This window comes from Reyranella aquatilis (genome assembly GCF_020880995.1).
GTDB classification, from domain to species: domain Bacteria; phylum Pseudomonadota; class Alphaproteobacteria; order Reyranellales; family Reyranellaceae; genus Reyranella; species Reyranella aquatilis.
The window spans coordinates 249927-271757 of record NZ_JAJISD010000004.1; the positions used below are offsets into that span (position 1 = coordinate 249927).

18 protein-coding genes are annotated in these 21831 nt (G+C 68.6%); 12 read left to right on the top strand and 6 right to left on the bottom strand.

The window, feature by feature from the left end; translation table 11 throughout:
- Window position 1: 1 nt before the first annotated feature.
- The 6 genes from LJ725_RS11630 to LJ725_RS11655 all read right to left on the bottom strand — a co-directional run bounded on the left by LJ725_RS11630 (window position 2) and on the right by LJ725_RS11655 (window position 6886).
- Complete coding sequence (locus LJ725_RS11630; RefSeq protein WP_230550819.1) at window positions 2-220, bottom strand: complement resistance protein TraT; 219 nt, start codon at window positions 218-220, stop codon at window positions 2-4.
- A 31-nt stretch (window positions 221-251) separates the two neighbouring features.
- Window positions 252-1205 carry a DUF2950 domain-containing protein gene (locus LJ725_RS11635; protein ID WP_230550820.1) on the bottom strand — a complete coding sequence of 318 codons (954 nt, stop codon included), beginning with the start codon at window positions 1203-1205 and terminating at the stop codon, window positions 252-254.
- Window positions 1202-2386: a DUF3300 domain-containing protein gene (locus tag LJ725_RS11640; protein WP_230550821.1), complete on the bottom strand. Its 1185-nt coding sequence runs from the start codon at window positions 2384-2386 to the stop codon at window positions 1202-1204. The genes LJ725_RS11635 and LJ725_RS11640 overlap by 4 nt, the downstream gene beginning before the upstream one ends.
- Before the next feature lie 89 nt (window positions 2387-2475).
- Window positions 2476-4326, bottom strand: coding sequence for an adenylate/guanylate cyclase domain-containing protein (locus LJ725_RS29170; RefSeq protein ID WP_230550822.1), 1851 nt, complete (start codon window positions 4324-4326; stop codon window positions 2476-2478).
- 51 nt (window positions 4327-4377) lie between these two features.
- Window positions 4378-5985, bottom strand: coding sequence for a phosphoenolpyruvate carboxykinase (locus tag LJ725_RS11650; RefSeq protein ID WP_329958358.1), 1608 nt, complete (start codon window positions 5983-5985; stop codon window positions 4378-4380).
- A 160-nt stretch (window positions 5986-6145) separates the two neighbouring features.
- Window positions 6146-6886: a HugZ family pyridoxamine 5'-phosphate oxidase gene (locus tag LJ725_RS11655; protein WP_230550823.1), complete on the bottom strand. Its 741-nt coding sequence runs from the start codon at window positions 6884-6886 to the stop codon at window positions 6146-6148.
- A 121-nt stretch (window positions 6887-7007) separates the two neighbouring features.
- Between LJ725_RS11655 and LJ725_RS11660 the strand changes: the two genes are divergently transcribed.
- From LJ725_RS11660 to addA, 12 genes are all read left to right on the top strand, one after another.
- Window positions 7008-7703, top strand: a complete 696-nt coding sequence (locus tag LJ725_RS11660) for a response regulator transcription factor (RefSeq protein ID WP_082752272.1) — start codon at window positions 7008-7010, stop codon at window positions 7701-7703.
- Entirely contained in the window at window positions 7672-9468 is a 1797-nt protein-coding gene (locus LJ725_RS11665) for a sensor histidine kinase (protein ID WP_230550824.1), read from the top strand. Before LJ725_RS11660 ends, LJ725_RS11665 begins: the two co-directional genes overlap by 32 nt.
- A complete protein-coding gene (locus LJ725_RS11670; RefSeq protein WP_230550825.1) occupies window positions 9465-9923 on the top strand; it encodes an HPr kinase/phosphorylase in 459 nt (152 codons plus the stop codon). Before LJ725_RS11665 ends, LJ725_RS11670 begins: the two co-directional genes overlap by 4 nt.
- A gap of 79 nt (window positions 9924-10002) precedes the next feature.
- The gene (gene rapZ / locus LJ725_RS11675) at window positions 10003-10875 is read left to right on the top strand and encodes an RNase adapter RapZ (RefSeq protein ID WP_230550826.1); all 873 of its coding nucleotides are present in this window, start codon (window positions 10003-10005) and stop codon (window positions 10873-10875) included.
- A gap of 8 nt (window positions 10876-10883) precedes the next feature.
- The gene (locus LJ725_RS11680) at window positions 10884-11288 is read left to right on the top strand and encodes a PTS sugar transporter subunit IIA (RefSeq protein WP_068189501.1); all 405 of its coding nucleotides are present in this window, start codon (window positions 10884-10886) and stop codon (window positions 11286-11288) included.
- Window positions 11285-11596, top strand: coding sequence for an HPr family phosphocarrier protein (locus LJ725_RS11685; RefSeq protein WP_230550827.1), 312 nt, complete (start codon window positions 11285-11287; stop codon window positions 11594-11596). The genes LJ725_RS11680 and LJ725_RS11685 overlap by 4 nt, the downstream gene beginning before the upstream one ends.
- A gap of 157 nt (window positions 11597-11753) precedes the next feature.
- Window positions 11754-13145: an adenosylhomocysteinase gene (gene ahcY, locus LJ725_RS11690; RefSeq protein ID WP_230550828.1), complete on the top strand. Its 1392-nt coding sequence runs from the start codon at window positions 11754-11756 to the stop codon at window positions 13143-13145.
- Window positions 13146-13207: 62 nt separating this feature from the next.
- Window positions 13208-13651 carry a tRNA (adenosine(37)-N6)-threonylcarbamoyltransferase complex ATPase subunit type 1 TsaE gene (gene tsaE, locus LJ725_RS11695; protein WP_230550829.1) on the top strand — a complete coding sequence of 148 codons (444 nt, stop codon included), beginning with the start codon at window positions 13208-13210 and terminating at the stop codon, window positions 13649-13651.
- Window positions 13638-14645: an aminoglycoside phosphotransferase family protein gene (locus LJ725_RS11700; protein WP_230550830.1), complete on the top strand. Its 1008-nt coding sequence runs from the start codon at window positions 13638-13640 to the stop codon at window positions 14643-14645. The genes tsaE and LJ725_RS11700 overlap by 14 nt, the downstream gene beginning before the upstream one ends.
- Entirely contained in the window at window positions 14642-15334 is a 693-nt protein-coding gene (locus LJ725_RS11705) for a nucleotidyltransferase family protein (protein ID WP_230550831.1), read from the top strand. The genes LJ725_RS11700 and LJ725_RS11705 overlap by 4 nt, the downstream gene beginning before the upstream one ends.
- Window positions 15331-18279: a double-strand break repair protein AddB gene (addB, locus tag LJ725_RS11710; RefSeq protein WP_230550832.1), complete on the top strand. Its 2949-nt coding sequence runs from the start codon at window positions 15331-15333 to the stop codon at window positions 18277-18279. The genes LJ725_RS11705 and addB overlap by 4 nt, the downstream gene beginning before the upstream one ends.
- Window positions 18276-21791 (top strand): double-strand break repair helicase AddA, encoded by a 3516-nt coding sequence (gene addA / locus LJ725_RS11715; RefSeq protein WP_230550833.1) that lies wholly within the window; start codon window positions 18276-18278, stop codon window positions 21789-21791. The genes addB and addA overlap by 4 nt, the downstream gene beginning before the upstream one ends.
- Window positions 21792-21831 lie beyond the last annotated feature (40 nt).

The following is a 21831-nucleotide window of genomic DNA, read 5'->3' on the forward strand; positions in this document are numbered from 1 at the left end:
CCTACTTGCTGTTGCCGATGGCGGTGCCGCCGAGATAGCCCACCGCGCCGCCGATCAGGCCGGCGCCGACTACCGTCCCGAAGCTGCCGCCCGTCACGAGGCCGATACCGGTGCCGGCGGCCGCGCCCACGAGCGCACCTTTCTCGCCATCGGACATCGGCTGGTTGCAACCGCCGAGGAAACCCGCAGCCACGATCAGCGTCAGGATTTTCGTCTTCATCTAACCTCTCCCCTTCACGCGGACGCCTCCGTCACGGAGGCGTCATGTCCGCCTTAACCCAACCCTTATCAGGATTGAAGGTCGTCATCATCCCGGCGCGCTGCGCCGTCTCCGGCCCGAGGTCCTGCTGATAGACCTCGCCCTTGTAGTCGACGATGAACGTCATCACCCCGGTCACGCCGTAGCGCACCGGCCAGGCGATGGCTGCGAAGCCGCCGATCATGCGGCCGTTCACGATGTAGTCGCGGGCGCCGCCGGGCGCCGCCGGCCCCTGCGCATAGAGCAGGCGGAAGTAGTAGCCGTAATGGCCGTCCGGCGAATTGCCGTCCACCTGGGCGCGGGCGACGGCCGGCCCCAGCGGGCTCTGCGGCTCGCCGGGCTTGGTCTCCCAGTAGAGGCCGTTCTTGCTGCCGGGCGAGCTGAGCAGGCGACGCGCATAGACCGGCGAGCCGGTCTTCATCGGATCCATCGCGGCGTAGTCGCGCTGGGCGTCGACGATGGCCAGCATCGTCTGGATGACGGCGGTTTCGTCATGTCCGATCTGGCGCAGGCGCATCTCGCGCCACCCCGCCACCGCATCGAACCGCCATTCCGTCCCGTCCTTCACGATCGGGATGGGCAGCGTCCAGCCGGCCTTGCCGGCCACGACCGTCGCCTTGTCGCCCGAAATCTTGACCTCATGGGCCGCGTCCCAGGCGGCCAGATAGGCCGCGCGCCGAGCCTGGAGCTGCTCGGAGGTCGCCGGCACGAACTCGCGCCATTCCGGCCCGAGCAGCTCGCCCAGGCTCTTCGTATCCATCTTGCGGACGGCCTCGGTGAAGGCGTTCGCGGCCGCCTCGGCGGTCGGGAAACCCTGCGGCTTTGCCGTGGACTGGGCCGCCTGCTGGGCGATCGCACCGCCCGCCATACCCCCTGCGAGGCCCCCCGCAAGGCCGACGAACGCGACAAGGGCCAGGAGGCCGCGCCGGAACATCGTGCCGCTCATCGCCGTCCTCCCCCGAACCTGCCGCCACCACCGCCGAAATGCTCACCGCCGCCGCCGCCCCAGCTCCGGTTGCCCCAGGACTGGCTGCCGCGCTCGAAGTCGCGGCTGGCACCGGCGCCGCCACGGTTGATGTCGCCGAACGCGCCGCGATCGCCGGCGGACCGGTTCTCGAAACCGCGATTCTCCGCCGCCCTGTTCTCCGCGGGACGGTTCTCGGCCGGCCGATTCTCGCCCGGCCGCTGCGTGTAGTTGCCACGTCCGTCGAGCTGGCCGCGGAACTGCTCGCGCTGCTGGGCATCGGGACGATGCTGGCCGAACTCCTGACGCTCGGCCGGCGTCCGGTACGGCACGCCGTCGCGATGCGCCGGATCGTGGTTCCACTGGCCGTTGCGATAGCGGTCGGCGTTGAAGTTGTTGGCGCTGATGCTGGTCGCCCGGTTGACGTTCACGGTGGTGTAGCTGTTGCCCCAGCCGCCGCCGCTGTAGCCCCAGTGCCAGCCGCCGAACATCGCAGCACCCGCCGCCACGCCGAGGCCGAACATCAGGCCGGTCATCAGCGCCGCGCCGTAGTTGGGCGGCGGCGGATAATAGGGCGGCGGATAGGACGGATACGGCCATTGGCCGTAGGCCCAGGCCGGATTGTAGTACGGCACGTACATGACTTCCGGGTTCGCCGGTTCGATCACGATCGCATTGGCGCCGCCGCTCGACTGCGTCGTCACCTTCTGCTGCGGCGTCGACTTCAGGTTGCCGGCCGCCTCGGCCTTGGCGCGCAGCCGCTGGACCGCGGCCGCCACGTCCTTCTGTTGGCCGATCATCGCGTCGCCGAGCTTCTGGGTCCAGTCGAGCTGGTTGCTCATCATCTGGAGCGTCTGCGGGAAGGCGGTCAGCGACTTCACGCTGACGTCCCAGCTCTTGTCCTTCACAGCGGCGACCGCGGCGTCGCCCTTCAGGTTGGGATTGGCCTGCGACCAGCGGGCCGCCTCCACGATCTCCAGCGGATAGGTCGCGCCCATCAACACCTGCGCCAGCAGCGCGTCCGGATAGAGCGCGATCGGCGCCAGCATCTGGTCGAGCTGCTCGCGGGTGAACGGCTGGTTGGAGTCCTGCGCACGCAGCGCGTGGAAGGGGGCAAGAGCGAGAGCGGCCGTCGACAATGCAAGAAGTTTGCGTCGTTCCATGTGCTGCTCGTCTCCTCAAAATGCCGACGAAAAAGAACGGCCGCACAGTACCGGCGAAGACCGTATCCCGTCCAGCGCGGGGCCTTCATTCACACCAGGCGATAGACCTGCTCCGGCTCGTCCCTGCCCTTCACGTGCCGCAATTCCGGCGTCGGCAACTGGCCCAGCACTTCCGGATGCTTCATCGCCTCGATCGTATCGCCGCTCGCGAGCACGATGACGTCCTCGTCGTCGCGCAGGAATTCCTTGCCGAGCTGCTCGAAGCGCTGCGCGACGTTCACCGTGTCGCCGACGACGGTGTAATTGACGCGGCCCGGCGCGCCGATATTGCCGACGACCACCGGTCCAGAGTGAAGACCGATTCGCAGTCGCACCGGCGCCTTGCCCGAGGCGGCCCGCTGGCGATTGTCCTCCCTCACGACCCGCGCCATCTCGAGCGCGGCATGCACCGCGTGGTCGGCATGGTCCTCCATCTTGGAGAGGCCGCCCCATACGGCCATCACGCAGTCGCCGATATACTTGTCGATCACGCCCTGGTCGTTCTCGATACAGGCGCCCAGCAGGGCGAAGTGATGGTTGAGCATGTCGGCCGTTTCCTGCTCCGGCAGGTCCTCGGCCTGCGGTGTGAAGCCCACGATGTCGGTGAACATCACGGTGACGACGCGGCGGCGCGACGCCACGGCGTCCTCGCCGAGCTCCATCAACCGGAAGACCAGGCGATGCGGAACGTAGGCGCCGAACCATTTCAGCGCGCCGCGCGCCTTGTCGAGACTGTGGCCGGCATCGTCGATCTCGCGCAGGCGCGACCGGCCGTGGAAAGGCTCGTCGAACCTGAGATGCTCGATCGATTCGGCGGCCGACGTCAGGGTCCGGATCGAGCGTGCCATGCTCAACCCCATGAGCAGCGCGAGCAGCGCCGCCACGGCCAGGGTGATGGCGCCCACGATGGCGCCGTTGGTCAGCCGGTCGAGATCGCTGGTCGCATCCTCGATCGGGTAGTACTGGCCGATCAGCCACGGGTCGGGCCCGAAGCGCTTCAACTCGCGATAGACGAACACCCAGCGCCGCCCGCCGGACTCGACGACATGGCCGAGCGAACCCAGCGCGCGGTCGATCTGCGGCGAGCGCACCGGAGGATCCCAGATCTTGGCGAGGACGGGATCGTCGACGTCCTTGATCGTGGGCAGCGGATGGTCCTCGGAGAGGCCCAGCCCGCGCGGGTCGATGAGGCGGCGCGCCGCCAGGACCTTGTCCCGGCCGATCAGGATGAAGAAGCCGCCGTCGCCGCCGCTCTTGGGATCGATGAGATAGGAGAGATCGCCGACCGCCACCGTGGCGATCAGGCCGCCGATGAAGGCGTTGTCGATGCGGCGCACGGGCGTCCGGACGTTGACCACCGGCTGCTGGAGGGACTCGCTCCAGAACATCGCGCCCCAGAAGGTGCTCTGTGCCGTCTGGAGCTGGCGAAACCGCTGCATGCCCTGCGGCATGTCGACCAGCGAGACCGTGTCACGATCGATATGGCCATCCGGCTCGCGGATGGCGCGGTGCAGCTTGAGGTCGAGGGTGGCGAAGCCCACGGCCGAAACGGCGGGCACCTGCTGCATCATGACCGCCAGCGACTCGCGGACGTCAACGGGCGATTCGATGTCGATGCGCCCGGCCGCGGCGAGCCCCGCGATCAGTTCGAGCTGCTCGCCCACCGGGTCGAGCCGGCTGCGCACGAGCGCAACCTGGCCGTCGACCACGCGCGCGGCCCGATCGACCAGCAACCGTTCAGCCGTACCGCTCGCCCCGGCCAGAACGACGATGTAGGCGACGCCGGAAATCAGCGAGAGCGAGACGAAGGCGAGCGCCAGCGCCGCCACCATGGGCAGGCGCCAGCGCCGGCGTATGGCGGCTGCCGCTGCAGGAAGGGAATTTTCGGAGATCGGGCTCACGCGGCGGACATCATAGGATGTCCGCCGTGCAGAAGCGATGTCGCGCTGGCCTCAGGCGGCGGCGCGTATGGCCGACTTGTTGACCTTGTCGTCGACGTGGCTCTCGAACTGCTGGAAGTTCTTCTCGAAGCGCTGGGCGACATCGCGTGCGGCGCTGTCGTAGGCCTTCTTGTCCTTCCAGGTGTTCTTCGGGTTGAGCACGTCGCCCGGCACGTCGGGGCAGGCGCTCGGCACCTGCATGCCGAAGTGCGGATCGGTCGAGGAGGCGACACCCGCCAGCGTGCCGTCGAGCGCGGCGCGCACCATGGCGCGCGTATGGCGGATCGACATGCGCTCGCCGACGCCGAAGCCGCCGCCCGACCAGCCGGTGTTGACCAGCCAGCACTTCACGTTCTGGCGGGCCATCTTCTCGCCCAGCATCTTGGCATAGACGGTCGGATGGCGCGGCATGAACGGCGCACCGAAGCAGGTCGAAAAGGTCGCCTGCGGCTCGGTGACGCCCTTCTCGGTGCCGGCGACGCGCGCCGTGTAGCCCGAGAGGAAGTGATACATCGCCTGCTCCGGCGACAGCCGCGAGATCGGCGGCAGCACGCCGAACGCGTCCGCCGTCAGCATCACGATGTTCTCCGGCGTGCCGGCGATGCCGGTGGAAGAGGTGTTCGGGATGAAGTCGAGCGGATAGCAGGCGCGGGTGTTTTCCGTGTAGGCGCCGTCGTCGAGATCGAGGCGGCCGGTCGCCGGATCGATCACGACGTTCTCCAGCACCGTGCCGAAGCGGCCGGTGGTGGCGTAGATCTCGGGCTCGGCCTCGCGGCTGAGCTTGATCACCTTGGCGTAGCAGCCGCCCTCGAAATTGAAGAGGCTGTCCTCGGCCCAGCCATGCTCGTCGTCGCCGATAAGGGTGCGCGTCGGATCGGCCGAAAGCGTGGTCTTGCCGGTGCCCGACAGGCCGAAGAAGACCGCGACGTCGCCCTTCGGGCCGAGATTGGCGGACGCGTGCATCGGCAGCACGTTCTTGTCCGGCAGCAGGTAGTTCAGGATCGTGAACACCGACTTCTTGATCTCGCCGGCGTACCAGGTGCCGCAGATCGCCACGACGCGGTCGGTGAAATTCACGAGGATGGCGCAGTCCGACGCCGTGCCGTCGAGCTTCGGATCGGCCTGGAAGCCCGGCAGGTTCAGGATCGTGAACTCGGGCCTGAAGCCTTCGAGTTCCTCGCGCCGGGGCCGCAGGAACATGTTGCGGGCGAACAGGTTGTGCCACGCCGTCTCGTTGACCACGCGCACGCCGATGCGATGGGCGGGATCGGCACCAGCCCAGCAGTCGCGCACGAAGAGATCGCGGCGCTGCGCGTAGGCCAGCATGCGGTTGTAGAGCGCGCGATAGCGGTCGGGGGTGATGGGTTTGTTGGTCTTGCCCCAGTCGATGCGGGGCTTGCTCTCGGAATCCTCGACGATGAACTTGTCGTTGGGCGAGCGGCCGGTGTGGATGCCGGTGCGGACGACCAGGGCGCCACCATCGGCCACCACACCTTCGCGGCGGCGGACCGCCTCCTCGTAGAGCGAGGGAACCTGGAGATTCCAGTAGACGTTGCCCGGGTTCTTGAGTCCGAGCGTTTCCAGTCCAAGTTTCGGTACGACGAAGCCCGCCTGATGCACAGCGTTTCTCCTGCTTTCCGGCTGATCCGAATGGCAAAGGGTGTTCTTGCCCTATGCGCTACTGGTAGGGCTATAGGGTGGCAAGGGCCTGCGACAAGTTAGTGTCGAGGATCATGTGGATCGGACTTCGCAACCGCGAAATGAATGCCGCGCCGCGGAATCATTCTCGCTGCGGTTTCGCTGCAGGAGCGGTCCGCGCCCGGGCGACCAGGGCCACCAGCACCTTGCGCGCTTCGCCGGCGTCCTTGAGCGGAGCGTCGAAGTCGATCCGGGCGGTCTCGCCGCCCCGCCGAAGGTCGAGACCCTCCGGATCGATTCCCGTCATGGTCCAGCCCCCGGCAGTCCGGCCGATCAACTTCTCGGCATAAAGCTGCACGGCGTCGCCATGGTCCTCGTTCATGTGACCGACGATGCCCGGCTCCGCCTCGGCGAGGCCCGGGGCCTGTGGAGCCGCCAGTTCCGCCGCCTCGATCCAGCGGATCTTGCCGAAGCCACCGACCAGGTGCGCCCTCTCGACGGCGACGCGATAGAAGCCGAAATCCTTGAAGCCCGCATAGAGCGACGCGTCCGGATGACGGGCCAGGAATCGGCCCTTCAGCCTTTCGTCCTGCGTCCGTTCGGCGCGCCCCAGCACGGTGACGCGCGGCCCGGTCAGAGGCTGATCGAGCCCCGCGGTACCGTCGAACAGCAGGGAAACCCGCCCGTCGGCCTGGATCGCTCGCGTATGCTCGGCCAGATCGCTCAGCAGAAGGATGGGCGTCAGGTCGTGATCGACCGCCACCAGAACCAGCGATGCGTAGGGCCAGCCGGCCGGTTCGGCGGGCAGGAATGTGGCCAGGGACGCCCGATCGAGGCCGCGCAGGAGGGCACGCACGGTGCGAGACATGTCGTCTTGGGTCATTTTCGGTTCAAAAAAGCCGCAATTATTCGTTGAGTATTGTGGACCGGGGAGGCGGCGGCGACGGCCCGGTCTGTGATAGCATGGTCGAATTGCCGTTGTCCGCTGCAGGAGAAGCCACGCCGTGCGCAAGAACATCGCCCTCGTCGACGACGATCGCAACATCCTCACTTCGGTGTCGATGCTGCTCGAAGCCGAAGGGTTCCAGATCAAGACCTACAACGACGGGGCATCGGCTCTGGAAGGCCTCAACCAGGCACCGCCCGACCTCGGCATCTTCGACATCAAGATGCCGCGCATGGACGGCATGGAACTCCTCAACCGCATCCGCAAGACGCAGCAGTTCCCGGTGATTTTCCTCACCTCGAAGGACGAGGAGATCGACGAGGTGCTGGGCCTGCGCATGGGCGCCGACGATTTCATCCGCAAGCCGTTCTCGCAGCGCCTGCTGCTCGAGCGCATCCGCGCCGTGCTGCGCCGGGCCGACGTGGGCGGCGCCAAGGGCGAGTCCGCCGCCGAGCGCATCGTGCGCGGCGAACTGGTCCTCGACCCCAGCCGCCACCAGTGCACCTGGAAGGGCAAGGAGGTGCACCTCACGGTCACCGAGTTCCTGTTGCTGAAGTCGCTTGCCGAGCGGCCCGGCCACGTCAAGAACCGCGACCAGCTGATGGACGCGGCCTACGGCGAGACGATCTACGTCGACGACCGCACCATCGACAGCCACATCAAGCGCGTCCGCCGCAAGTTCCGCGAGGTCGATGGCGAGTTCGAGCAGATCGAAACGCTGTATGGCATCGGATATCGATACCGCGACTCCTGAGCCCGCGCCGCGTCCGCTCGGGTCACCGACTCTAAGTTCCCGGATCGCGACGGCGCTCGGCCGCCTGTTTCCACGTGCGGTGCGCAAGGCGCCACCGCCGGCGACGGGCTCCGCCGATTCGCCGTCGCTGCTGCGCCGGCGGCGCAGCGTGGGTCGAGGCCACTCGCCGCTGACCCGGCGCATCCTGCTGCTCAACCTGATCCCGGTGGCGCTGCTCACCCTGGGCGCCGTCTACCTCAGCGACTACGAGGAGGAGCTGATCGACACCGAGCTCGCCTCGCTGCTGGTGCAGGGCGAGATGGTGGCCGCCGGCATCGGCGAGGTCGCGGTGGTCGGCGGCGAGACGACGGTCAACCGCATGGACGCCGACGCCGCGCGCCAGCTGCTGACGCGCCTCGTCCGCCCGACCGGCGTGCGCGCCCGGCTGTTCAGCGAGACAGGTGAACTGCTGGGCGATTCGGCGATGCTGAACGAGGTCGGCCGCATACACGTCGTGCCCCTGCCGCCGCCCGAAACGCCGGGCGCGCCGCCCGAGGCAGAGACGAACATTGCCGATCGCGTCAGCGAATGGATCGCCCGCCAGCTCTCGCGCGTCGATCACTATCCCGAATACGTCGACAAGCCGGTGCCGACCCTGCGCGACTTCCCCGAAGCCGCGAGCGCGCTGCGAGGGTTCAACGCCTCCGCCGTGCGCAGCGCCGGCGACGGCCGGCTGATCCTCAGCGCGGCGGTGCCGGTGCAGCGCTACAAGCAGGTGCTGGGGGCCCTGCTGCTGACGCGCGACAATCGCGCCATCGCCGCATCGCTGCGCGAGGTGCGCTACGACATGCTGACCATCGCGGCAGCCGCGCTCGGGATCACCGTACTGCTGTCGCTCTATCTTGCCGGCACCATCACCCAGCCGATCGTGCGTCTGGCCCGTGCCGCGGACGAGGTTCGCCTCGCCCGCGAAAGCCGCCCGGAGATCCCCGATCTCGGCAAGCGCGGCGACGAGATCGGCGACCTGAACGACGCGCTGCGCTCGATGACCGAGGCGCTGTGGCTGCGCATCAACACCATCGAGAGCTTTGCCGCCGACGTGGCGCATGAGCTCAAGAACCCGCTGACGTCGCTGCGCTCGGCGATCGAGATGGCGGGCCATCCCAATCTCGATGCCGAGCGCCGCGCGAAGCTGATGGGCATCGTCATGGACGACATCAACCGCCTCAACCGGCTGATCTCCGACATCTCCGACGCCTCGCGCCTCGATGCCGAGCTGATGCGCGGCGAGGTCCGCCCGGTCGAACTCGACAAGCTGCTGCGCGACATGGTCCATCACTACGCCGTGACCGCCAACCAGAAGTCCGGCGTCGAGGTCGAGTATCGCGTCGCCGCCAATCCGCCCTTCGTGGCGCACGGGCATGACGGGCGCTACGGCCAGGTCTTCCGTAACGTCATCGACAACGCGATCTCCTTCTCGCCGAAGGGCTCGAAGATCATCGTCGAACTGGGCCGCGAACCGCGAAACGGGCCGTTCGTCGTGACGATCGACGACGAGGGCCAGGGCATTCCCGAGGACAATCTCGAATCGATCTTCCAGCGCTTCTACTCGGAGCGCCCCACCGAGCATTTCGGCCAGCATTCCGGCCTCGGCCTCTCGATCTGCCGCCAGATCGTCGAGACCTACGGCGGCACGATCGCCGCGAGCAACAGGCGCGCGCCGGATGGCAGGGTCCTGGGCGCGCGCTTCACGGTGCGGTTGCCCTCGGCCAGCGGACGGAAGTGACCGTCACGGTAAAGACCTACGTCCACGCGACCTGCGTTGCACTGCAGGCAAGCGGCCGCCAGTGGCGCGGCGTCCTGCTGCGCGGACCCTCGGGCGCCGGCAAATCGGACCTGGCGCTGCGCCTCATCGATGCCGGCGCGAAGCTGGTGGCGGACGACCAGACCGCCCTGTTCAGGCGCGGGCGCTCCCTCATCGCCGCACCGCCAGGCACGATCTCGGGCCTGATGGAGGTGCGGGGCCTCGGCATCGTGCAGGTCGGCCGGTCCAGGCAACGTGCCCGGGTGCCGGTCGCGCTGCTGGTCGACCTCGTGACGCCGGAGAAGATCGAGCGCATGCCCGAGCCGGCCCGCGAGGACGTGCTGGGCGTCGACTTGCCGGTCATCGCGCTCGCACCGTTCGAGGCATCGGCCTCTGCGAAGTTGCGCCTTGCTCTCGCGCGAATCCCGGCGGCATGATCGGGATAGCCCGCTTATGCCAGACAGCCCCGCCCTACCCGACCCTGCCACAACGCAAGATCACCGTCGGCCGTTCGTCGTGGTCACCGGCCTGTCGGGCGCCGGCCGCGGCACCGCGCTGAACGTGCTGGACGATCTGGGCTATGTCGCCGTCGACAACGTGCCGCTGGTGCTGCTCAACGACCTGATGCGCTCGACCGGCGGTGCGCCCGGTGAAGCAGCCCCGCCCCTGGCCCTCGGCATCGACACCCGCACCTTCGGTTTCAACGCACGGGCTCTGGTCGACCAGATCGCCGAACTTCGCGAGCATCCCGGCCTCGCCGTGCGGCTGCTGTTCCTCGAAGCCGATACCGAAACGCTGCAGCGGCGCTACACGGAATCGCGCCGGCCTCACCCGATGGCACCCGACCGCCCGGTGATCGACGGCATCACCGAGGAGCGCCGTCAGATCGGCTGGATGCGCGATGCGGCGGATCTCACCATCGACACGTCGTCGCTCTCGCCCCACCGTCTGAAGCAGATGCTGAGCGGCTATTTCGGCCGCGGACGCAGCATCGGCACCCGGATTTCCGTGATGTCGTTTTCCTTTCGTCGCGGCCTGCCGCGCGAGGCCGACCTGGTGTTCGACGCCCGCTTCCTCAAGAATCCACACTACGACCCTGTGCTGAAGCCGTTGACCGGCTGCGATCCATCCGTGGCGGCATTCATCGCAACCGATCCCGACTACCGTCCGTTTGTGGAAAACCTGCAGAGCCTGATCGGGCCGCTGCTGCCGAGGTTCGATGCGGAGGGCAAGAGCTATCTGACCATCGCGATCGGCTGCACCGGAGGGCGACATCGCTCGGTGGCGCTGGCCGAGGAGCTTGCAGACTGGTTGCGAAGCGCAGGCCGGTCCGTCACTCTCTCGCACCGGGACGTCGGGGCGGCCGGGGAGGCCGGGGGCGCAGGGTAGAGAAAAATATGATCGGTATCGTACTCGTGACTCACGGCAATCTGGCGCAGGAGTTCAAGGCCGCGCTGGAACATGTCGTCGGGGTGCAGCAGTGCCTGTCGACGGTCTGCATCGGCGCCGACGACGACATGGAGAAGCGACGCGCCGAAATCCTGGAAAGGGTTCGGGCCTGCGAGACAGGCGAAGGCGTCATCGTGCTGACGGACATGTTCGGGGGAACGCCCTCCAATCTCGCGATTTCCATCATGGAGCAGGCGCGCGTCGAGGTACTCGCCGGCGTCAACCTGCCGATGCTGGTCAAACTCGCCAGCGTCCGCACGCGGCCGATCGCCGAGGCCGTTCGCATGGCGCAGGAAGCCGGCCGGAAATACATCACGGTGGCCTCGCGGATCCTGGCGAAGGAAGCGTCGTGAGCGACACCCTGCCCGGATCCAGTGCCGAGGCCAGCATCGGCGCGCTGAAGCGCAGCCTCGCGATCGCCAACAAGCGGGGCCTGCATGCCCGGGCGGCCGCCAAGTTCGTGCGCACCGCGGGTCAGTTCGACGCCGTCGTGCGGGTGTCCTTCAAGGGTCAGGAAGTCTCGGGCCTTTCGATCATGGGCCTGATGATGCTCGCCGCCGGGATCGGCAGCACCGTCGAGGTGGCCTGCTCGGGCCGCCAGGCCGCGGAGGCGATGGCCGCCATTTCGTCGCTCGTCGAAGGAAAGTTCGGCGAGGATTGAGAGATGGCGAGGCCTGCATAAAGGCCTGCGCATACCGACATAAATTATTGCTTATATGTTGATCCGGCGCGTTGAGGCCGCTTCCCGCCGCTGATAGAACACGCCCGCTTTCGCAATTCGTCGCCTGCCGAAACGGGCACACTTCAAGGAGCGCCACATGGCCGACTACATCGTCAAGGACATCGGACTCGCCGACTGGGGCCGCAAGGAACTCGACATGGCCGAGACCGAAATGCCGGGCCTGATGTCGATCCGCAAGGAATACGGCACGAAGAAGCCGCTCAAGGGCGCGCGCATCGCCGGTTCGCTGCACATGACCATCCAGACGGGCGTGCTGATCGAGACGCTGAAGGCGCTGGGCGCGGACGTGCGCTGGGCCTCGTGCAACATCTACTCGACGCAGGACCATGCCGCCGCCGCGATCGCCAAGGCCGGCACGCCGGTTTTCGCCATCAAGGGCGAGAGCCTCGAGGAATACTGGGACTACACCCACAAGATCTTCGAGTGGCATGACGGCGGCGAGCCGAACATGATCCTCGACGACGGCGGCGACGCCACCCTGCTGGTCCATCTCGGCGCCCGCGCGGAGAAGGATCCGTCGCTGGTCGCCAACCCGACCAACGAGGAAGAGGAAGTCCTCTACAAGTCGATCCTCAAGACCAACAAGAAAAAGCCCGGCTGGTACGCCAAGCTCGGCGCCTCGATCCGCGGCGTCACCGAGGAGACGACCACGGGCGTCCATCGCCTCTACAACATGGCGAAGGAAGGCAAGCTCCTGTGGCCGGCCATCAACGTCAACGACTCGGTGACCAAGTCGAAGTTCGACAACCTCTACGGCTGCCGTGAATCGCTGGTCGACGGCATCCGCCGCGGCACCGACGTCATGATGTCGGGCAAGGTGGCGATGGTCGCGGGCTTCGGCGATGTGGGCAAGGGCTCGGCCGCCTCGCTGCGCCAGGCCGGCTGCCGCGTGATGGTGTCCGAGGTCGATCCGATCTGCGCCCTGCAGGCGGCGATGGAAGGCTACGAGGTCGTGACGATGGAAGACGCGGCCCCAAAGGCCGACATCTTCGTCACCGCCACCGGCAACGTCGACGTGCTGACGCTCGAGCACATGAAGGCGATGAAGCATCGCGCCATCATCTGCAACATCGGCCACTTCGACAGCGAGATCCAGATCGCCAGCTTGCGTAACTTCAAGTGGCACAACGTGAAGCCGCAGGTCGACGAGGTCGAGTTCCCCGACGGCAAGCGCATCATCGTGCTGTCCGAAGGCCGCCTGGTAAACCTGGGCAACGCCACGGGCCACCCCAGCTTCGTGATGTCGGCTTCGTTCTCCAACCAGACGCTGGCCCAGATCGAACTCTGGACCAACCCGGGCAAGTACGAGAAGCAGGTCTACACGCTGCCGAAGTTCCTCGACGAGAAGGTCGCGGCGCTCCACCTCGAGAAGGTCGGCGCCAAGCTGACCAAGCTGCGCCCCGACCAGGCCAAGTACATCGGCGTGCCCGAGGCTGGCCCGTTCAAGGGCGATCTCTACCGCTACTAGGCGATCCGTAACGGCCCACAGCGGCCGACCCGGAGCCCATGCTAAGAAGTCGGCATCGAAAGATGCCGACTTTTTCTTTGCCCCTTCCCGACGAAGCCGCGACGGAGCGGCTGGGCGCGCGCCTGGCCTCCCGCCTGCGGCCGCGCGACGTCGTGGCGCTGGAGGGCGGCCTGGGCGCCGGCAAGACGACGCTGGCCCGCGCCATCCTGCGGGCCGCCGCGGGCGAGCCGGCGCTGATCGTCCCCAGCCCGACCTTCACCCTGGTCGAGGTCTACGAGACGCCACGCGGCAGCTTCTGGCATTTCGACCTCTATCGGCTGGAAGAGCCGGAACAGGTCTTCGAACTGGGCTGGGAAGAGGCCCGGATCGACGGCGTGGCGCTGGTCGAATGGGCCGAGCGGCTGGGCCCGCTGCTGCCGCGCGAGCGGCTCACCATCAACCTGTCGGTCGAGGGCGACGGCCGCCTCGCGACCCTCGAAGGAGATTCCCGTTTTGGCGAAGTCTGAACGCGACCATCTGCGCGCCGAATTCGTGAGCCGCGCCGGCTGGGGCGATGCCGGCGAGCGGCTGCTGGCGGGCGACGCCTCGTTCCGGAAGTATTTCCGGCTGAGCCGGCCGCGCGGCTCGGCGGTCGTGATGGACGCGCCGCCGCCGCAGGAAGACGTGCGGCCCTTCGTTCAGATCGGCCGCCACCTGATCGGGCTCGGCCTCAGCGCGCCCGAGATCATCGCCGAGGATGTCGAGCATGGTTTCCTGCTGCTGGAGGATTTCGGCGACGACACCTACGCCCAGGTGCTGAAGGCCGGGGGCGACGAGGGCGAACTCTACAGCCGCGCCACCGACGTGCTGGTCACGCTCTATCGCGCCGGCGAGCGCAGCCTGCTGCCGGGCCTCGGCGCCTATACCGGCGACGCGCTGATCGAGGCCGCGCTGCTGCTGCCCGAATGGTACCTGCCGGAAGCGACCGGCAAGCCCACGCCACCGGAAGAGATCGAATGCTACACCGCGGCCTGGCATCAATGCCTGGCGGCTCTTCCTCCCATGACCGAGACGCTGCTGCTGCGCGACTATCACAAGGACAATCTCCTGTGGCTGCCGGCGCGGCCGGGCGTCCGGGCGTGCGGCCTGCTCGACTTCCAGGATGCCCAGCGCGGCCACCCCTCCTACGATCTCGTGTCCCTGATCGAGGATGCGCGCCGCGACGTGGCGCCCGCCGTTCAGGCCGCCTGCCTCGACCGTTACATCGGGGAAGCCGGCATCGCCGACGCCGCGGGCTTTCGCACCGGCTTCGCGTTGATGGCCGCGCAACGCCATGCCCGCATCATCGGCGTTTTCGTCCGCCTGCTGCGGCGCGACGGCAAGCCCGACTACCTGCAATACCTGCCGCGAGTCTGGCGCATGTTCGAACGGTCGCTGCAGCATGAGGCGCTTTCGCCGCTGCGCGCCTGGGTCGACCGGCTCCTGCCGCCGGAACTGCGCCGCATCGGAGCCACGTCGTGATCCGCAGCGCCATGATCCTGGCGGCCGGCCGTGGCGAACGCATGCGGCCGCTGACTGATTCGATTCCCAAGCCGCTCATTCCCGTCGCCGGCCGCTCGATGCTGGAGCGCACGATGGACCGGCTGCAACGCAGCGGCGTGCAGAACGTCGTCGTCAACGTGCATCACCTCGGCAACCAGATCGCCGAGCGGATCGGCAACCGCGCCCGCATCGTTCGCGAGGACCGGCTGCTGGAGACCGGCGGCAGCGTCCGCAATGCGCTGCCCCTGCTCGGCAACGCGCCGTTCTTCGTGCTGAACGGCGACGGTCTGTGGCGCGACGGGCCGGACTCGATGCTGGGGCGCCTTGCCGCGATGTGGGATCCCAACCGCATGGATGCGCTGCTGCTGCTGCATCCGCTGGCGAAGACCATCGGCCGCGAGGAGAAGGATCGTGGCGACTACTATCTCGAACCCGACGGTCGCGCCCGTCATCGTGGCACGGCCGAGACCGCGCCCTACCTGTTCGCGTCCATCTCGGTCTGCGATTCGCGTCTTTTCAACGGCTCGCCCGAGGGTCCCTTTTCGCTCCTGAAGCTGTGGAGCCGCTCGGAACAGGCGGGCCGCCTCTACGGACTCGTGCATGACGGCGACTGGTTCCATGTCGGCACGCCGGCCGCGCTGGCCGAGGCTGAACGCGTGCTGGGATGAAGGGACTCTTCACCATCGGCACGGAACGCCGGTTCGTCGACGAGCTGGCGCGGGTGGTGCTCGCCGAACACGCGGACGATCCGCTGGCGCTGGCCGACGTGCTGATCCTGCTGCCGACCCGGCGCTCGGTCCGCGCCCTGCGCGAAGCCTTCCTGCGCGCCGCCGGCGGCACGCCTACGATCCTGCCGCGCATGGCGCCGCTGGGCGACGTCGACGACGGAGAATGGGAGATCGCATCCGGCGACGGCGATGCACTCACGCTGCCGCCCGCCATCGAGACCGCCGAGCGCGAGGCGCTGCTCGCGCAGTTCGTCGCGCGCTTCAAGGACGGCCAGGGACATCCCATCGCACAATCGTCAGCGCAGGCCCTGAAGCTCGCGCGCGAGTTGGGCCGCCTGCTCGACGAACTCGCCATCGAAGGCGTGTCCTTCGCCCAGCTCGAGGGACTCGTCGAGGGCAACTTCGCGACCCACTGGCAGCGCACCCTGCGGTTCCTGGCCATCGTCGGCGAGACCTGGCCGCAGGTCCTGGCCGAGCGCGGACGGATCGATGCGATCGAGCGACGCACACGCGCGATCCGCAACCAGGCCGCTCGCTGGCGCGCGAATCCTCCGGCAACGCCGGTGATCGCCGCGGGCTCGACCGGCTCGCAACCCGCCACGCGCGATCTCCTCGCGGCGATCGCCGAGCTGCCGCAGGGTGCCGTCGTCCTGCCGGGCCTCGACCGCGACATGGACGAGGCGAGCTGGGACGCGCTCGAACCGTCGCATCCGCAATACGGCCTGCGCGAGTTGTTGCTTGCGCTCGGCCGCGCGCGCGCCGACGTCGAAGAGTGGCCCGGCATCGCCAGCGGCCCGGCGCGTCATCTCCTCCTCACCGAGTTGATGCGGCCCGCCGAGACCAGCGAAGCCTGGATCAAGCCCGACGCCGCCTCGCTCGAACATGTGACGCGCGCCGATTGCGCGACGCCGCATCAGGAAGCCCTGGTCGTGGCGCTGGCGCTGCGCAGCGTGCTCGACACGCCGACGCGCACCGCCGCGCTCGTCACGCCCGACCGCGAACTGGCGCGGCGCGTCACCGCCGAGCTGAAGCGCTGGAACATCGACATCGACGATTCGGCCGGCGCATCGCTCGCCGACACGCCGCCCGCCGGCCTGCTGCACGCCTTGATCGCGGCGGTCGATTCGGGCTTCGCACCGGTCGAGCTGCTGGCGCTGCTCAAGCATCCGCTGTGCACCCTGGGCGGCGAGCGCGCCGCCGTGCTCGACGCGACGCGGCGCCTCGACCGCAAATGCCTGCGCGGCCTGAAGCCGGCTCCCGGCCTGGCCTCGATCCGCGCCCTGGTCGAGCAGGCGACGTTCGGCGATGCGGACGATCGCACGACGGTCCGGACGCTGATCGATCGCCTCGACGAGGCGACCGCCGCCCTCGTCGCCCGGATGCAGGGCGAGTCCGCACCCGACGCGCTGCTCGATGCGACCGTCGCCGCGGCGGAGAACATCGCGCCGCCGGAGACGCTGTGGGCGGGCGAAGCCGGTTCCGCGCTGGCCGACGCGCTGGGCCGCCTGCGTACGGCCTGGACGGGCCAGCCGGCGATCGCCGCGGGCGAATGGCCCGGCCTGTTCGCCGCCATGCTGGAGCCCGAGACGATCCGTCCGTCGTTCGGCCGCCATCCCCGTCTCTCGATCTGGGGTCCGCTCGAAGCGCGACTGCAGCGCGCCGACCTGCTGGTGCTGGGCGGCCTGAACGAAGGGACGTGGCCGCCGGCCGTCGAGACCGGCCCATGGATCAACCGGCCCATGCGCAAGGATCTCGGGCTGCAGCAACCCGAGCGGCGCATCGGTCTCTCCGCCCACGATTTCATCGCAGCCCTCGGCGCCGAACGCGTCCTGCTGACGCGCGCCGAGCGGGTGGGCGGCGCGCCGACCGTGCCGTCGCGCTGGCTGGCCCGTCTCGACGCCCTGTTCGGCTACGAACCCGGCGGCTCTGCGCCGGTGCCGGAATACATCCAGCGCGGCCGCCGCAGCTTCGTGGCCTGGGCCGAGCGGATCGACCGGCCCGACAACTACGAACCCTGGCTGCGGCCGGAGCCACGCCCACCGGTAGAGGCGCGGCCCATACGTCTCTCGGTCTCCAGCGTCGAACAGTGGCGGCGCGATCCCTACGGTCTCTACGCACGCCGCATCCTTCGCCTCGAGGCGCTGAAATCGCTGGAAGAGGAATTGGGCGCCGCCGATCGCGGCAACGCCCTGCACGACGCCCTCGACGCGTTCCTGAAAGCCCATCCGTCCGGGATCCTGCCGCCCGACGCGGTGCGGGAATTCGAGGCGCTGGGCGAGAAGCATCTGGCCGATCTGCTGACCGCGCCCGCCGAAAGAGCCTTCTGGTGGCCACGCTTCCGGCGCCTCGCTCACTGGTTCGTCGCCGAGGAGAACAAGCGGCGCGCCACCGGCGCGAGGCTGCTCGACAGCGAGAGCAAGGCCGCGATGACGGTCGGGCCCGCGAGTCGCCCACTGCGCATCGAGGCCCGCGCCGACCGCGTCGACGAGCTGGAGCACGGCGCCTGGGAGATCATCGACTACAAGACCGGCCGGGTCCCCACCAAGGACGAACTCGACGCGCTCTTTGCGCCGCAACTCCTGCTCGAAGCGGCGATGGCCGAACGCGGCGGCTTCGAGAAGATCGACGGCAGGGCGGAGACGGTGCGTCTCTCCTACTGGCAGGCCAACGGTCTCGGTGACGGCGGCAAGGTGAGCCCGATCAAGGATAGCGACACGCTCGTGGCCGAGATGATGGTGCTGGTCGAAAAGATGGCGAACCATTTCGCCCATCCGGACACGCCCTATCCCGCACTGCCCTGGCCGGCCTACGGCCCGCATTTCAACGACTATGCCCATCTCGAGCGCGTCGCCGAATGGTCAACCGCGGGCGGCGGTGACGAATGAGCGACCTGCTCGATGCCCTCGCTCTGGCGACCGACGCGCAGCGCAGCGCCACCACACCCGATCATTCGGCCTGGGTCGAGGCCAATGCCGGTACCGGCAAGACGAAGGTCCTGACCGATCGCGTCACGCGGCTGCTGCTGAACGAGGTCAAGCCCGAGCGCATCCTCTGCCTCACCTTCACCAAGGCCGCGGCGGCGGAGATGCGTAACCGCCTCGCCCACCAGCTCGGCCGCTGGGCGCTGGCCGAAGAGGCGACGCTCGATTCAGGTGTCGCCCGGCTGATCGACCGCGCGCCCACCGCGAAGGAGCGCGTGATCGCGCGCCGCCTGTTCGCGCGCGTGCTCGACGCCCCGGGCGGCATCAACATCCTGACCATCCACGCATTCTGCCAGGCGCTGCTGAAGCGCTTCCCGCTGGAAGCCGGCGTGGCGCCGGGCTTCGAGATCCTCGACGAGGCCGAGGCACAGACCATCCTGCGTCGCGTGCAGGACGAACAGATGGAGGCGCTGGCCCGCAGCGATGCGCCGCCGGAACTAGCTGCCGCACTCGCCACCGTCGCGGGCAAGGTCTCGATCGCCGAGTATGCCGAGCTGATGACGCGCCTCCTGAGCGAGCGCGCGTGGCTGCTGGCGCGCATCGGCGACGAGGCCGGCCTGGACCGTGTCCGCGCCCGCATCGCCAAGGCAATGGGCTGCCGTCCGGACGATACGGCCGCGGAGCTGACGAAAAGCGCCTGCGTCGACTCGGCCTTTGACGCCGCGGCGTTGCGCGAGGCCGCCCGCGCGCTGGCGAGCGGCGGCAAGCAGGACAAGATCCGCAGCGCCACGATCGCCGAATGGCTGGCCGCATCCGACCGTGCGGCGATGCTGCCCGCCTACGCGCAGGCTTTCTTCACCGCCAAGGGCGAGATCCTGGCACGGCTCGCCACCAAGGCTGCCATCCAGGCGATGCCCGGGATCGAGGACGTGCTGCGCGGCGAGGCCGAGCGGCTGTCCCGCACGCTCGACCGCATCAACGGCGCCACGCTGGTCGAACACACGCTGGCGCTATTGCGGCTCGGCCTCGATGTCAGCGAGCGCTACACCAACGCCAAGCGCCGCCGCGCCGTGCTCGACTACGACGACCTGATCGTCGCCACGCGCCGCCTGCTGGAAAGCGCGGAGAATGCGGCCTGGGTGCTGTTCAAGCTCGACGGCGGCATCGACCATGTTCTGGTCGACGAGGCGCAGGACACCAACCCCGACCAGTGGGAAGTGATCCGCAGCCTCACCGCGGAGTTCTTCGTGGGCGATGGTGCGGCCGTCGGGCGCAGCCGCACGATCTTCGCGGTCGGCGACACCAAGCAGTCGATCTTCGGCTTCCAGCGCGCCGATCCGCGCAAGCTGAAGGAGATGCGCACATGGTTCGACGATCGCAGTCGCGTCGCCGATCGCATGTTCGTCCCGGTCGAGCTCAACGTCTCGTTCCGCTCGACGCCGGCCGTGCTCGATGCGGTCGACTGGGTGTTCGGGGAGATCGAGGCCGCCAAGGGCGTCGCCGAGCCCGGCCATGTCGTCCACCTGCCCAGCCGCAAGAACGAGCCCGGCCGCGTGGAACTGTGGCCGCTGGTCGCCGGCGGCGAGGATGATGTCGATACGAAGGACATCGAAGCCGCCGGCAGCGGTGGAGGCCTCGCCCTGCCGCACGAGCGGCTGGCCCAGCTCATTGCCGCGCACGCCAAGGGGCTGATCGGCACGGAGCGCCGGGCGCGCGACGGCGAGACGCTGCATGCTGGTCACTTCATGGTTCTGGTGCGGCGACGCAACGAGTTCGTGAACGCACTGGTACGCGCGCTGAAGCGCGAAGGTGTCGAGGTCGCAGGCGTCGACCGGCTCAACCTCGGCCAGGAACTGGCCATCCAGGACCTGCTGGCCATGGCGCGATTCGTCCTGTTGCCGCAGGACGACCTCAACCTCGCGGCGCTCCTGAAGTCGCCGCTGATCGGCCTGCGGGAGGAGCAACTCTTCACGCTCGCCTGGAACAGACCCGGTCACCTCTGGCGCGCCCTGCGCGAGCGCCGCAGCGAGGCCGCGTTCGCTGCCGCCCATGCGACCCTCTCCGACTGGCTGCGCCGCGCCGACTACGAAACGCCGTTCGACTTCTTCGCCCGCGTGCTGGGACCGGAAGGCGGCCGGCGCCGCCTGCTGGAACGGCTGGGCCGCGAAGCGTCCGACCCGATCGACGAGTTGCTGGCGCGCGCGCTGCAGTATCAGGGGATCGAGGGCGGTTCGCTGCAGGGCTTCCTGCGCTGGTTCGAGACCGGCGGCGGCGAGATCAAGCGCGACCTCGACCAGAACCGGCGCCGCGAGCTGCGCATCCTGACCGTCCACGCTTCCAAGGGCCTGCAGGCGCCGATCGTCTATCTGCCCGACACCACGCGCGTGCCGCAGAACCGCGAGCGGCTGCTGGCCGACGATCGCGACGAGTCCCGCCTCTGGCTGCCGCGCACCGACGACGCCAACGACGCGGCGCGCACCTGGCGACGCGAGGTGCATGACCGGGCGCTGGAGGAACAGAACCGACTCCTCTACGTCGCCATGACCCGTGCCGAGGACAGGCTCTATGTCGGGGGATGGACGGGCACGCGCAAACCCGATCGCGGCTGCTGGTACGAACGCATCGAGGCCGGCCTGCGCGCGAGCGCCGAGGCCGAGCTGCCCGCCGACGCACCGCACCGTGTCCGCGCCGTGCCGCGTGACTTCGACTTCGCCCCCACGCTCGGCGCCGCAGGCTGGTCGGGCGCTGGCTACGAGCTGGTGAATGAAGGACACATCGTCGAGAGCGAGCAGCCCGAGCTGCCGATCGACGAGGAGGCGCCGTTGCCCGACTGGTGGAGCGAGCCCGCTCCGGGCGAGCCCGATCCGCCGACGCCGCTCGCGCCGTCGCAGCCGCTGCCCGACGAGGCCGCCGCCGAACCGCGGGCCTACAGTCCACTGATCGCCGACGACCCCAGACGTTGGAAGCGGGGTCTGCTGCTGCACGACCTGCTGCGCCATCTTCCCGGCCTGCCGCCCGGCGAGCGCGCCGATGCCGCCCGCCGCTTTCTCGCCCAGCCCGCCCATGCGCTCGCGGCGGAGGATGTGGAGAGCTGGGCCGCGGAGGCGCTGTCCGTCACCGAGGCGCCGGCTCATGCCGCCCTGTTCGCAGCCGGATCGCGCGCGGAAGTGCCGCTGATCGGCACCGTGAAAACGCCGCGGGGCACCTTCACGGTCAGCGGACAGGTCGACCGGCTGGCCGTTTCCGACCGCGAGGTCCTGATCGTCGACTACAAGACCAACCGCCCGCCGCCCGAATCCGCCGCAGGCGTGGCGCTCGCCTATCGCCGCCAGCTCGCGCTCTACCGGGCGCTGCTGCAGCAGATCTATCCCGGCCGCATCGTCAGGGCTTTCCTGCTCTGGACAGCGGCCCCGCGCCTGATGGAGATTTCTGCGGAAACACTCGATAAATCAATGCCTTATGCCGGCCCACCTTGACTCCGGGGGCGTGCGTTCCTAGCTTCTGGGCCAAGGGCGG

Bases quoted from the DNA above. Each gene is read 5' to 3' on its own strand.
- LJ725_RS11630 (WP_230550819.1), bottom strand. From the start codon at position 220: ATGAAGACGAAAATCCTGACGCTGATCGTGGCTGCGGGTTTCCTCGGC.
- LJ725_RS11635 (WP_230550820.1), bottom strand. From the start codon at position 1,205: ATGAGCGGCACGATGTTCCGGCGCGGCCTCCTGGCCCTTGTCGCGTTC.
- LJ725_RS11640 (WP_230550821.1), bottom strand. From the start codon at position 2,386: ATGGAACGACGCAAACTTCTTGCATTGTCGACGGCCGCTCTCGCTCTT.
- LJ725_RS11655 (WP_230550823.1), bottom strand. From the start codon at position 6,886: ATGACCCAAGACGACATGTCTCGCACCGTGCGTGCCCTCCTGCGCGGC.
- LJ725_RS11665 (WP_230550824.1), top strand. From the start codon at position 7,672: ATGGCATCGGATATCGATACCGCGACTCCTGAGCCCGCGCCGCGTCCG.
- LJ725_RS11680 (WP_068189501.1), top strand. From the start codon at position 10,884: ATGATCGGTATCGTACTCGTGACTCACGGCAATCTGGCGCAGGAGTTC.
- ahcY (WP_230550828.1), top strand. From the start codon at position 11,754: ATGGCCGACTACATCGTCAAGGACATCGGACTCGCCGACTGGGGCCGC.
- tsaE (WP_230550829.1), top strand. From the start codon at position 13,208: ATGCCGACTTTTTCTTTGCCCCTTCCCGACGAAGCCGCGACGGAGCGG.
- addB (WP_230550832.1), top strand. From the start codon at position 15,331: ATGAAGGGACTCTTCACCATCGGCACGGAACGCCGGTTCGTCGACGAG.
- addA (WP_230550833.1), top strand. From the start codon at position 18,276: ATGAGCGACCTGCTCGATGCCCTCGCTCTGGCGACCGACGCGCAGCGC.